We start from the raw sequence: 12497 nt of genomic DNA on the forward strand, positions 1-12497 counted from the left end.
GGGCCGCTTCGAGGTCCGGCGCGGCCTATAAGGGAGGCAAGGATGAAGACGAGACAGCTTGGCGCGAACGGGTTTGAAGTGAGCGAAGTGGGGCTGGGCTGCTGGCAGCTCGGTGCCGACTGGGGGTCGGGCGTGGCGCGCGATATCGGTCTGGAAATCCTGACCACCGCCGCCACTCACGGCGTGAGCTTCTTCGATACAGCGGATGTCTACGGAGCGGGCCGAAGCGAAGACCTGATCGGGCAGTTCCTCAAGCATTGGGACGGCGATCCGATCCGCGTGGCCACCAAGTTCGGCCGTGGCCCGGACGTCTACCCCGACGGCTACACCGAAGATGCGTTGCGGCGCGGCGTGGACGCCTCCCGTGAACGGCTGGGCGTGGAGGCACTGGACCTGGTGCAACTCCACTGCATACCGTCGGAGGTGATGCGGAAGGGCGATATCTTCGACTGGCTGCGTGCGCTGCAACAGGAAGGCGCGATCCGGCATTTCGGCGCCAGCGTGGAGACCGTCGATGACGGGTTGATGTGCCTGCAGCAGGACGGGCTGCTGTCGCTGCAGGTGATCTTCAATCTGTTCCGCCAGAAACTCGTCACCGAGCTTTTGCCCCAGGCGGAGGCGAAGGGCGTGGGCATCATCGTGCGGCTGCCGCTGGCCAGCGGCGTTCTGAGCGGAAAGTTCACCGCAGAGACGACGTTCGCGGAGAAGGACCACCGCAACTTCAACCGCGACGGCGCGGCGTTTAATGTTGGCGAGACGTTCGCTGGCCTGCCCTTCGAGAAGGCCGTGGAATTGGCCGAGGCCCTCAAGGGCATGTTGCCGTCCGGATTGACGCTGGCCAAGATGGCGCAGCGGTGGATTCTCGACCATCCCGCCGTGTCCACCATCATTCCGGGAGCCTCCGCGCCTGACCAGATCCTGCGCAATTCGGCAGCGTCCGACGTGGCGCCGTTGCCGAAGGCGCTGCACGCGAAACTGACCGAGTTCTACGAGGAACAGGTCAAGGATCACATTCGCGGCGCGTACTGAGGCGGAGGATGGGGGCTGTCTGCCCCCACGCCTTCCGGACGAGGTCCGGAAGGCTCCCCCGAGGATATTTCGGGACACAAGAAGCCGCGTGTCAGAGCGCGGCGAAGCCGTGGATCAGTTGCCGCAAGCCGAACCAGGCGCCGGTGATGATGGCGGCGAGCGTCAGCGGCGCGGAGAAGGCCAGGAGCGAGAAGGCGGACAAGCCCTGCCCGACGGAACAGCCCACGGCGACCGCCCCACCGACGCCCATGAGGGCCGCGCCCAGGATCTGCCGGCGCAACTCGCGTGGGTCGTCACAGGCCTCCCAGCGGAAATGGCCCTTGCGGAGGCTGCCGATGAAGGCGCCGCAGAGGACGCCCGCGACGGAGCCCACACCGAAGTTAAGCTTCATGCCCGACGCAAGCATCAGGTAGAGGACGGTGTCCCCCAGCGGCGCTGAGAAGGTGTGGCTTTCGACAGGAACTGCGTCGAAGCTACGGTTTGCCACGAGAGTGGTTCCAGCCCAGCCCGAGACGATCGCCAGCCCCACCACCGTGCCCCAGAGCACCGCTTTCCGATTGGAACGCATCCGTACCGGTGCGAGCGCGGCGGCGAGTATGGCCGCGCCGATGGCGAAGCCGACGGCGGCAGGCGGCAGGCCAATGGAGCCGCCCAGCAGGTGGGCGAAACCGGCCGGTGCGTGCGCGCCGAGAAGGTCTTCGGGAAAGACCGCGACCCGCACCGCGGCGAAGGGGCCCGAGATCGCAGCGTATGCGGAGATCGCCATTACCAGAACGATGACGAAGGCCCGCATATCGCCGCCACCGAGCCGCGCCAGGACGCCATAGCCACAGTTGCCCGCCAGTGCCATGCCATAGCCAAAGAGCAGCCCGCCCGCGGCATGCGCAAGCGGATTCCAGCCGCGGTTGAGATAGAAACTCTCCGTGGGCTCGATCAGACCAACGCCCGCCAGTCCGAACGTACCCATCACCGCAACACCGAGGGCGACCGCCCACATGCGCATGCGAATGTCGGACTGTCCGTAGAGTGCGTCCTCGATCGCGCCAAGCGTGCAGAACCGCCCAATGCGGGCCGCGAGACCCAGGGCCAACCCGCCGGCAAAGCCCAGCAGCGCGACGAGCACCGCGTCGTCCAGAAACTCGCCCATCCGCAGCCCTCCCCAGCTGGTTCGCCGGGCGCGCGGTTCAGCCGCGTTTCTTCACCGGCCTAGCAGGCGTTGTCGTCCTTGCAGAACAATTCGTAAACGACCTCGAGTATCTTGCGGGGGCGGTCGTCCGTCAAGGAGTAGTAGATCGTCTTGCCATCCCGCCGGGGCTGAACGAGGCCTTCGAGCCGGAGGCGGGAAAGCTGCTGCGAAACAGCGGCCTGACGCGCGGAGAGCAGGTTCTCCAACTCCGTCACGGACTTTTCGCCCGTCACGAGGTGGCAGAGAATCATGAGGCGGCCCTCGTGGCTGATCGCCTTGAGGAAGTTGGACGCCGTGGTCGCCTTGGAGACGATCTGGTCGATCTCCTCCTCGCTGGTCCGCTCGTCGATGACGGGAAGTCCCATGTCGTTCATGTCTCTATAGTCCGGTTCGCAGATCCCAAAGTTGCACCTTAGGGCCGAGATTTCAATCCGATCCCCGTCGGCGGCGCCGTGTTTGCCCGTTTCCGGTGCGGATACGCCGCCTTTTCTGGCGTTTTCGTCCGCGAGGCCGTCCGCCTTGACAGACCGGGGAGGGGGCTGCTCAGCCATCGGCCGCAGTGCCGAAGTCCGTATGCTCCTGCAGCAACCGCTGCACGAGACCCCAGAAGAAGTCCTCCCCCGGGTAGCCCTCGAGCCGCGCTAGTTCACGATCGTCTTCGTCTACGAGGATGAAGGTTGGGGTGAAGAGCACCCGCCGCTCCAGGTGCAGTGTCTCCATCTCTTTCGCCTTGAGGTCCACGCGGCGCAACGGCGCATAGGCGCCTTCCGGTGTCTTCGGATAGATCGGCCCGATTTCGGCATTCCACTGCGCGCAATAACTGCACCCGACACGTTCGACCATGACGAGTTCCACCGCCCATCCGGGGAAGGTGGAGAGTGCCAGGACCAGGCCTGAGAGCAGGATGCGGAGACTTCCGATCATCGGATTTTTCGGCTGATTGACGGATCACATTCTCCTAACATAATATGATTGTACAAACGGGACAAGGGAGGCAACGCGATGCCCGAAGTCACTTGGGCGGGCGCCTTCGCCGCGGGCCTTCTGTCCTTCCTGTCGCCGTGCATCCTGCCGATCGTGCCGTTCTACCTCAGCTATCTGGCCGGGGTGGGAATGAATCAGATCACGGCAGAGGAAGAGGTGCCGGCAGGTGTGCGCCGGCGGGCCGTGATGTCGGCCCTGTTCTTTTCGGCCGGTATTCTGACGATTTTCATGGCGTTGGGGGCGTCGGCCTCCGCGTTTGGATCTCTCGTCAACGAGTACATGGGCGTCCTGCGGATCGTCGCGGCTGTCATCATCGTGGCGATGGGCCTGCATTTTCTCGGGATCATCCGCATCGGGTTTCTTTACCGCCAGTTTCGGGCGGATGCAGGGGATACGTCGAACGTATCTTTGGCTGGCGCCTACGTGATCGGGCTGGCTTTCGCTTTCGGCTGGACGCCCTGCGTGGGCCCGGTGCTCGCGGCGATCCTGCTGACGGTGGCTACGGACGGGGGCGGCATGGGGCAGGGGGCTGCCATGCTCTTCGTGTATGGGCTCGGGATGACGTTGCCCTTCGTGATCGCGGCACTGTTCATCGGGCCGTTCATGCGGTGGATGAAGGGATTCCGACGGCACCTTCCCACGGTCGAGAAGGCCATGGGGGTGTTGTTGATCGCGTTCGGCGTCTTGATCGGGACCAACTCGGTCAACCTTATTGCCGAATGGATGCTGAATTACATGCCGGCCGTCGGTTGAGGGCGGCCGGGCCAATTTGGGGAGGACGGAAATGATCAGGAGCTTTCTGGGGGCCGTGGCGATTCTTTTGCTGTCGGTGCCGTTGGCGCTCGCCGAGATCGGCGATGACGGGCTGCATAAGGAGCCCTGGATGCGCGACACGTTCAAGGATCTGCGCGAGGATCTTCAGGATGCGAACGCCGAGGGCAAACGGCTGATGCTCATCTTCGAGCAGCGCGGCTGTATCTACTGCAAGAAGATGCACGAGGAGGTGTTCTCGGACCCCGAGGTCTCGCAATACATCGAGGACAACTTCTTTGTCGTCCAGCTTAACATGCACGGGGCAACGGAGGTCACGGATTTGGACGGCGACGTGCTTCCGGAATCGGACATGGCGAGGAAGTGGGGACTGTTGTTCACGCCCCTGATTCTGTTCCTGCCAGAGGAGGTTCCGGAGGACATGCCGGCGCACCGCGCGGCCGTCGCCACGATGCCCGGAGCCTTCTCGAAAATGACGACGTATGACCTTCTGACCTGGGTGAACGGCAAGCTCTACGAGGTGAATCCGTCGGAGGATTTCCAACGGTACCACGCCCGTATGATCAAGGAGAGAGGGGGCGAGCAGTAGCTTTTTGTCAATCTTCTCGAACGGTTGGAAACATGCTTGCGCAAAGCCGCTCTGTGAGACCGAACGTTCAAATATCCTAAAATTCAAACAAGCGAATTTGATATTGCAAGAATGCAACTCCGTACGCTACGGTGTGCGGAGCGATCCGAAAGGAACATCGCTGGCGCCGGGAGGGCGTCGCTACGGGAGGACATATGAAACGCGCATTCACAGCGGCCTGTGCCGCCACGATTCTGGCTCTGCCCGTCACGGCGGAGACCATCGCTCCGGGGGACGTCACCTATGAAGACGGTGCCGTATCCACGTCGCTGACCGGGGTTCCCGGCAACCCCGAGGAGGGGGCCATCGTGATGGGGACGAAGTCCATCGGCAACTGCGTCTCGTGTCACGAGATCGGTGCGCTTGCTGACGTGCCCTGGCAGGGAAACATCGGTCCCGCTCTCGATGGTGTCGCGGATCGTTGGAGCGAGGCCGAGATCCGCGGCATCGTGGCCAACGCCAAGATGACCTACGACGGCTCGATGATGCCCTCCTTCTACAAGGTGAGCGACTTCATTCGGCCGGGAATCGGCTTCACCACCAAGCCGCTGGCGCCCGAAGACGTGGAGCCGCTGCTGACCGCCCAGCAGATCGAAGATGTCGTCGCGTTCCTCGTGACGCTGAAGGAAGAGTAAGGACCTGTGGGCCGTATTTCGTCCCGCCAACCAAGGAGACAGAGATGAAATTCTCACGACGCGAGACGCTGGCCATGGGCCTCGGCGCCGCCGCGATCGGCTTTATGCCGTTCCGTGTGAACGCTTCTGCCGATGATGCAATTGCCGCCTTTACCGGCGGTGCCGAAATGGGTGAGGGCGGGATCACCCTGACCGCCCCCGAAATCGCCGAGAACGGCAACACGGTGCCGATCTCCGTCGACGCCCCCGGCGCCGCTGCGATCCTTGTGATCGCGACCGGCAACCCGACCCCGGGCGTGGCCGAGTTCAAGTTCGGCGAGCTGGCCGGCAGCCAGTCCGCCTCCACCCGCATCCGCCTTGCCGGCACGCAGGACGTGCTCGCCATTGCCAAGATGGCCGACGGCAGCTTCGCCAAGGCGTCCTCGACCGTGAAGGTCACCATCGGCGGCTGCGGCGGCTGAGCTTATAGGAGACACCCAGAATGGCTAAAGGCGTCAAACCCCGCGTCAAGGTCCCGAAATCGGCGGCTGCCGGCGACGTGATCACGATCAAGACCTTGATCTCGCACCCGATGGAGTCGGGGCAGCGCAAGGACAGCGACGGAAACCTCATCCCGCGCTCGATCATCAACCGCTTCACCTGCGACTTCAACGGAACCAACGTCATCGACGTGACGATGGAACCGGCGATCTCCACGAACCCCTATTTCGAGTTCGAGGCGACGGTGCCGGAAGCGGGCGAATTCAAGTTCACCTGGTACGACGACGACGGCTCCGTCTACGAGGACAGCAAGCCGATTTCGATCGGCTGATCCTCGCAGGGAGGCTGCAGGAGTGCCTGTCCCGGCGTCGAACGACCGGGGCGGGATTATCCAGAGGGAGGACAATAGATATGAGATTCAAGGCAATGACGGCGTTCGCCGGTGCGCTTGCCATCTCCGCCGTCGGAGCCGCGAACGCCGAGCCGGTCGATGACGAACTGGTGATCAACGAGGATGTCGAGATCGTCACCAAGACCGACGCGCCTGAGCACATGGAATACATCGACGAAGTCATGTCGGGCTGGTTGTTTCGCGAGGACGACACCCGCGACATGCAACGCGACGATTTCGACAATCCGGGTATGCTCGGAGTCGAGGCCGCCATGGAGACGTGGGACGAGGTCGATGGCACCGCTGGCAAGGCCTGCTCCGATTGTCACGGTACGATCGACGAGGCTCAACTCGCCGGTGCGCGCGCGGTCTATCCGAAGTGGAACGAGAACGCGGGCGAGGTCTGGACCATCGAGACGGCCATGAATGCCTGCCGCACGGAACGCATGGGTGCCGAAGCCTGGGACTATAACGGCTCCGACATGATCAACATGTCGGCCCTTATGTCCTATCTCTCCCGCGGGATGCCGATGAACGTGGCCATCGACGGCCCGGCAGCCGAGACCTGGGAGAAGGGCAAGGAGATCTACTACACCCGCTATGGCCAACTGGAGCTCGCCTGCGCGAACTGCCACGAGGACCATTACGGCGACATGATCCGCGCCGACCATCTGAGCCAGGGCCAGAGCAACGGCTTTCCCGCCTACCGCTTGAAGGACGCCAAGCTCGTGGGGCTTCATAACCGCTTCAAGGGTTGTATCCGCGACACCCGTGCGGAGCCCTTCGCGATCGGCAGCCCGGAGTTCGTGGCTCTCGAGCTCTACGTTGCGTCACGTGGCAACGGCCTTTCGGTCGAAGGCCCGTCGGTCCGCAACTAACTGTTCAGCCCCGCACAGGCGTCGGCTTGTGCGGGGTTTTTCCGATATGAAACATTCAATTTGGCGCATGTTTGCCCTCCGGTCAGACGCCTCGCGCCGACACGAGGATAGAATCGCATGATCTCGCGCCGTGATTTTCTGCAGGTCTCCATGGCCGCATCCGCTATCGTCGGCGCCTCCGGCTTCGGCAACTGGGCACGGCTGGCCGCTCAGCAGACCCTGACGCAGGACCAGCTCCTTGAGTTCGACACCTTCGGCAACGTGACGCTGATCCATGTCACGGACATCCACGCGCAGCTCAAGCCGATCTATTTCCGCGAGCCGGAGATAAACCTCGGCGTGGGGGAGGCCCGTGGCCGTGTCCCGCACATCACCGGCGCCGCCTTTCGCGAGCTCTACGGCATCAAGGACGGCTCGCCGCTCGCCTACGCGCTGACATACGACGACTTTGCCGCCCTCGGGAAGGAATACGGCCGCGTCGGCGGGCTGGACCGGGTCTCGACCGTGGTGAACGCCATCCGTGCCGCCCGGCCCGACGCGCTGCTGCTGGACGGCGGGGACACCTGGCACGGGTCCTACACCTGTTACCAGACGGCGGGGCAGGACATGGTCAATGTGATGAACAAGCTCGCCCCCGATGCCATGACCTTCCACTGGGAGTTCACACTGGGGTCCGAACGGGTGCTGGAACTGGTGGAGGGTCTGCCCTTCGCCGCGCTCGGCCAGAACATTTTCGACAAGGAGTGGGACGAGCCGTCCGAGTATTTCGGCAGCTACGAGATGTTCGAGCGTGGCGGCACGAAGATCGCCGTTATCGGCCAGGCTTTCCCGTACATGCCCATCGCCAATCCCGGCTGGATGTTCCCGGAGTTCTCGTTCGGCATCCGCGACGAACGGATGCAGGAGATGGTGGACGAGGCGCGCGCGGAGGGCGCGGGGCTTGTCGTCGTGCTCTCCCACAACGGTTTCGACGTGGACCACAAGATGGCCTCCCGAGTCTCCGGCATCGACGTGATCCTGTCGGGTCACACGCATGATGCCCTGCCGGAGCCCGTACTGGTGGGCGAGACGATCGTCATCGCCTCGGGCTCCAACGGCAAGTTCGTCTCCCGCGTGGATCTCGACGTGCAGGACGGCCGGATGATGGGCTTCCGCCACAAGCTCATCCCGATCTTCTCCGACGTGATCGAGCCGGACCCGGAGATGACCGCGCTGATCGACGAACAGCGCGCGCCCTTCCTCGACCAGCTCACCGAGGTGATCGGCCAGACCGCTGACGATGCGCTGCTCTACCGACGCGGCAACTTCAACGGCACGTGGGACGACCTGATCTGCGACGCGCTGCTGTCCGAGCGGGAGGCCGACATTGCCATGTCGCCCGGCGTTCGCTGGGGGCCGTCGTTGCTGCCGGGGCAGGACATCACGCGGGAGGATCTCTGGAACGCCACGTCCATGACCTATCCCAACGCCTACCGCACCGAGATGACCGGAGACTTCATCAAGGTCGTCATGGAAGACGTGGCCGACAACCTGTTCAACGAGGACCCGTATTACCAGCAGGGCGGCGACATGGTCCGTGTCGGCGGCATGGGCTACGCCATCGACATTTCCAAGCCGCAGGGCAGTCGGATCTCCAACATGACCCTCCTGCGGACGGGCGAGGCGATCGACCCGGCCAAGACCTACGTCGTTGCCGGCTGGGCCAGCGTCAACGAGGGCACCGAGGGGCCGCCGATCTGGGACGTGGTGGAAAGCCACATCAAGAAGCTCGGCACCGTCACCACGGCCCCGAACACCTCCGTCACCGTTTCCGGCGTCTGACGCCGGTTCCCGAACACGCCCGCCGGCCCGCCCGGCGGCGAACCGCAACGCAAGGGAGGACATCTCCGATGACCACCAAGGACAAGGGTTCCGAAACCGGACTGGCCCCGTCGCGGCGGCAGTTCCTGCGAGGAGCCGCCGCCGTCGGCGCAGGGGCCGTCGCAGGTACGGCCGCGAGGGCCGCGGAGCCGGATCCGCTGATTACCGAAGTGCAGGACTGGGCGTCGACGACCGGCGCGGGCGTGGACGCCACGCCTTACGGTCTGCCGATCGAGTACGAGAGCGACGTCGTTCGCCGCACCGTGCCATGGCTCACCGCCGATCCGATCTCCTCGATCAACTTCACGCCGATCCATGCGCTCGACGGCACGATCACGCCGCAGGGCTGCGCCTTCGAGCGGCACCACTCTGGTGCGATCAGCCTGCGGAAGGAAGATTACCGGCTGATGATCAACGGGCTGGTCGATACACCGCTGGTGTTCACCTACGAGGACCTCGAACGCTTCCCGCGAGAGAACCGGACGTACTTCCTCGAATGCGCCGCCAACACCGGCATGGAATGGGCTGGGGCGCAACTCAACGGGGCGCAGTTCACCCACGGCATGATCCACAACATGGAATACTCCGGCGTGCCGCTGCGCACTCTGCTTGCCGAAGCCGGCGTGCAGACGGAGGGCAAGTGGGTCTACGTCGAGGGGGCGGATGCCTCCTCCAACGGCCGCTCGATCCCGCTGGAGAAGGCCCTGGAGGACTGCATGGTCGCCACAAGGGCCAACGGCGAGGCGCTGCGCATGGAGCACGGCTACCCCGCGCGCCTCGTGGTTCCCGGCTGGGAAGGCAACATGTGGGTGAAGTGGCTGCGCCGCATCGAGGTCACCAACGGCCCCGTCGAGAGCCGCGAGGAGACCTCCAAATACACCGACACACTTGCCGACGGCACCAGCAGGAAATGGACCTGGGTGATGGACGCCAAATCCGTCATCACCTCGCCCAGTCCGCAGGCGCCGATCACCCACGGTCACGGGCCACTTGTCATCACCGGCATGGCCTGGTCGGGCCGTGGCGCCATCACGGGCGTCGACGTCACGATGGATGGCGGCAAGACCTGGCAGAAGGCACGCCTCGCCGCGCCGGGGCAGGACAAGGCGTTGACCCGCTTCTACCTCGACACCGAGTGGAACGGCGAGGAGATGTTCCTGCAAAGCCGCGCACGCGACGAGACGGGCTACATCCAGCCGACCAAGGATCAGCTTCGAGAGGTGCGCGGCGAGAACTCGGTCTATCATAACAACGGTATCCAGACCTGGTGGGTGAACGGCAACGGGGAGGCGGAAAATGTCGAAATTTCCTAACCAGCTTGCCTTTGTAGGCGTCGTCGGCGTCTCCGTCATTGCTCTGTCGGTGGGGCTGTCGGAGCGCGCGGCGCACAAGGCCGCAGAGGCCGCCCACGAGGCGGAGGCGCACGCCGCCGCCGCGACCATGGAGCCGGTCGCTCAGCACGAGGACCCGGCTGCCGAGGAAACGGCAGCAGCGCCCGCCGCCGAAGAGGCGACCGAAACGGCCGAGGCCGCTAGCGCACCTGAACCGGTGGCGGCGCAGGAGGCTGACACGGCCGAGGCCGTGCCCGCCGCCGACATGCCCGCGTCGGAAGAGACGACGGAGACTGCCTCCGCCGACACCGCGCCCGAGCCGGACGCGGTCGAGGAGGTCGCGGCCGCCGAGGCAACGCCCGTCCCTGTCGTCGATGGTGCGACCGACACGCTAAACGGGCAGGGCGACACCATGGCCGTGGCCGGTGAGGACACGGCGCCTGCCCACGCCAAGTTCGGTCTGGGCCGCGTTGCGCTGCCGGAAGAGATCGCTGCCTGGAACCTTGACATCATGCCGGACGGCACCGGCCTGCCGGAGGGCGAGGGCGACGTCTGGACCGGCGACGAGGTGTTCGCCGAGAACTGCGCGGTCTGCCACGGCGACTTTGCTGAAGGCGTCGACAACTGGCCCAAGCTCGCCGGGGGCAAGGGCACGCTCGACCGGAAGGACCCGGTGAAGACAGTCGGCTCCTACTGGCCCTACCTGTCGACCACCTACGATTACGTCCGCCGCTCGATGCCCTTCGGCATGGCACAGACGCTGAGCGACGACGACGTCTATGCGATCGTCGCCTATATCCTCTATTCCAACGACCTCGTGGACGAGGATTTCGTGCTCTCGAAGGACACGTTCCTGGACGTGGAGATGCCGAATGCCGACGGCTTCATCGTAGATGATCGTGCGGAGACGGAGTACGACCAGTTCAGCCAAGAGCCTTGCATGGAGAGCTGCAAGGAGTCGGTGGAAATCACCATGCGCGCCGCGGTGCTCGACGTAACGCCGGATCATGGCGGGGACGAGGCGGCGGCCGAGCCCGCGCCGGAGGACGACGCCAGCCAGATGGCCGAAGCCACGCCGGAGGAGGCCACGGCTGAATCGGCGGAAGAGAGCGCCTCCGCGCCGGCCGCCGAATCGGAAGCCGCGCCCGAGACTGCCGACGCCAGCACGCCGGACGCCGCGCCCGAGAGTGCCGACGACAGCGAGCCCGAGGCAGCGGCCGAGGAAGCGGCGGCTGTCGCTGTTGCCGCTGACCCGGAACTCGTCGCCGCGGGTGAGAAGGTGTTCAAGAAGTGCCAAGCCTGCCACCAGGTGGGCGAGGGGGCCAAGAACCGCGTCGGGCCGGTGCTCAACGGGGTTGTCGGCCGCACTGCCGGCACGCTGGACGGCTTCAAGTACTCCAAGGCCATGATCGGCGCGGGGGAAGAGGGACTGACCTGGACGTCGGAGACGCTCCACGAGTATCTCGCCGATCCCAAGGGCTATCTGAAAGGCAACAAGATGGCCTTTGCCGGTTTGAAGAAGCCCGACGACGTGGACGCTGTCGTTGCCTTCCTCGAAGCGCACCCGTGACGCCGGCGCCGCGCTCCGTCGCGGCAGCGGCCGCCCTTCTGCTCGCGCCGGCCCTCCCGGCCGGCGCCAGCACCTTCGGCGACGTGGACCGGGGCGCCGCGCTCTGGGCGCAATGCCGCCCTTGCCACGAAATCGGCGAGGCGGCCCGGAACAAGATCGGGCCGAACCTGAATTTCGTGTTCGGTCGCAAGGCGGCGGACGTCGATGACTTTCGCTATTCAGAGGCGATGCAACGCGCCCGGAACGAGGGTCTGGTCTGGTCGCTTGACACTCTCGATAAGTTCATCGCGCAGCCGAACGCCGTCGTTCCGGGAACGCGAATGGGGTTTCCGGGGCTCTCCGACCCGGCTGCGCGGGCCGACGTGCTGGCCTGGCTTCGGAAGAACTCGGACAACCCGCGCGATATCCCGGAGGCCCCGCCGACGGCTGTGGGCACAGATCACAGTGTGGCACCGGAGATCCTCGCCATTGTAGGAGATGCCGAATACGGCGCCTACCTCGCCAGCGAGTGCCTGACCTGCCACCGCGCGGGCGGGGCGATGGAAGGCATCCCTTCGGTCACCGGCTGGCCGCAGGAGGACTTCGTCGTGGCCATGCATGCCTACAAGGACAAAGTGCGCGATCATCCGGTCATGCAGATGATGGCCGGTCGGTTGAACAACGAAGAGATCGCCGCTCTCGCCGCCTATTTCGCCGACCTCGGCGGATAGGAGCAGGGCGAAACGGGAGGGAACCAGACAGGGGAGGACACGTT

At 64.8% G+C, this 12497-nt stretch carries 14 protein-coding genes; 11 read left to right on the forward strand and 3 right to left on the reverse strand.

Going from position 1 to position 12497, the window contains the following annotated elements:
- Nucleotides 1-42 precede the first annotated feature (42 nt).
- On the forward strand, nt 43-1029 hold the full coding sequence (locus BM075_RS18790) for an aldo/keto reductase (RefSeq protein ID WP_093362242.1): 987 nt from the start codon (nt 43-45) through the stop codon (nt 1027-1029).
- Nucleotides 1030-1120: 91 nt separating this feature from the next.
- On the opposite strand, the gene BM075_RS18795 is transcribed toward BM075_RS18790, so the two are convergent.
- The 3 genes from BM075_RS18795 to BM075_RS18805 form a co-directional block, all read right to left on the reverse strand.
- Complete coding sequence (locus BM075_RS18795; protein ID WP_093362243.1) at nt 1121-2176, reverse strand: YeeE/YedE family protein; 1056 nt, start codon at nt 2174-2176, stop codon at nt 1121-1123.
- A 59-nt stretch (nt 2177-2235) separates the two neighbouring features.
- Nucleotides 2236-2580, reverse strand: a complete 345-nt coding sequence (locus BM075_RS18800) for an ArsR/SmtB family transcription factor (protein ID WP_093362339.1) — start codon at nt 2578-2580, stop codon at nt 2236-2238.
- A gap of 178 nt (nt 2581-2758) precedes the next feature.
- Nucleotides 2759-3139, reverse strand: a complete 381-nt coding sequence (locus tag BM075_RS18805) for a thioredoxin domain-containing protein (RefSeq protein ID WP_093362244.1) — start codon at nt 3137-3139, stop codon at nt 2759-2761.
- Nucleotides 3140-3217: 78 nt separating this feature from the next.
- On the opposite strand from BM075_RS18805, the gene BM075_RS18810 reads away from it, so the two are divergent.
- From BM075_RS18810 to BM075_RS18855, 10 genes are all read left to right on the forward strand, one after another.
- Nucleotides 3218-3952 (forward strand): cytochrome c biogenesis CcdA family protein, encoded by a 735-nt coding sequence (locus BM075_RS18810; protein ID WP_093362245.1) that lies wholly within the window; start codon nt 3218-3220, stop codon nt 3950-3952.
- A gap of 31 nt (nt 3953-3983) precedes the next feature.
- Nucleotides 3984-4559 (forward strand): thioredoxin family protein, encoded by a 576-nt coding sequence (locus tag BM075_RS18815; protein ID WP_093362246.1) that lies wholly within the window; start codon nt 3984-3986, stop codon nt 4557-4559.
- A gap of 194 nt (nt 4560-4753) precedes the next feature.
- Nucleotides 4754-5233 carry a sulfur oxidation c-type cytochrome SoxX gene (soxX, locus tag BM075_RS18820; RefSeq protein ID WP_093362247.1) on the forward strand — a complete coding sequence of 160 codons (480 nt, stop codon included), beginning with the start codon at nt 4754-4756 and terminating at the stop codon, nt 5231-5233.
- Between the two features lie 44 nt (nt 5234-5277).
- Nucleotides 5278-5694, forward strand: coding sequence for a thiosulfate oxidation carrier protein SoxY (soxY, locus tag BM075_RS18825; protein WP_093362248.1), 417 nt, complete (start codon nt 5278-5280; stop codon nt 5692-5694).
- Between the two features lie 20 nt (nt 5695-5714).
- On the forward strand, nt 5715-6044 hold the full coding sequence (gene soxZ / locus BM075_RS18830) for a thiosulfate oxidation carrier complex protein SoxZ (protein WP_093362249.1): 330 nt from the start codon (nt 5715-5717) through the stop codon (nt 6042-6044).
- 80 nt (nt 6045-6124) lie between these two features.
- Nucleotides 6125-6982: a sulfur oxidation c-type cytochrome SoxA gene (gene soxA, locus BM075_RS18835; protein WP_093362250.1), complete on the forward strand. Its 858-nt coding sequence runs from the start codon at nt 6125-6127 to the stop codon at nt 6980-6982.
- 117 nt (nt 6983-7099) lie between these two features.
- Nucleotides 7100-8803 carry a thiosulfohydrolase SoxB gene (soxB, locus tag BM075_RS18840; protein WP_093362251.1) on the forward strand — a complete coding sequence of 568 codons (1704 nt, stop codon included), beginning with the start codon at nt 7100-7102 and terminating at the stop codon, nt 8801-8803.
- A gap of 68 nt (nt 8804-8871) precedes the next feature.
- A complete protein-coding gene (gene soxC / locus BM075_RS18845; protein WP_093362252.1) occupies nt 8872-10155 on the forward strand; it encodes a sulfite dehydrogenase in 1284 nt (427 codons plus the stop codon).
- A 430-nt stretch (nt 10156-10585) separates the two neighbouring features.
- Complete coding sequence (locus BM075_RS18850; protein WP_093362340.1) at nt 10586-11743, forward strand: c-type cytochrome; 1158 nt, start codon at nt 10586-10588, stop codon at nt 11741-11743.
- A complete protein-coding gene (locus tag BM075_RS18855; RefSeq protein ID WP_245758910.1) occupies nt 11740-12453 on the forward strand; it encodes a c-type cytochrome in 714 nt (237 codons plus the stop codon). Before BM075_RS18850 ends, BM075_RS18855 begins: the two co-directional genes overlap by 4 nt.
- Nucleotides 12454-12497 lie beyond the last annotated feature (44 nt).

This window comes from Tropicimonas isoalkanivorans (genome assembly GCF_900112335.1).
In the GTDB taxonomy this organism is placed as follows: Bacteria; Pseudomonadota; Alphaproteobacteria; order Rhodobacterales; family Rhodobacteraceae; genus Tropicimonas; species Tropicimonas isoalkanivorans.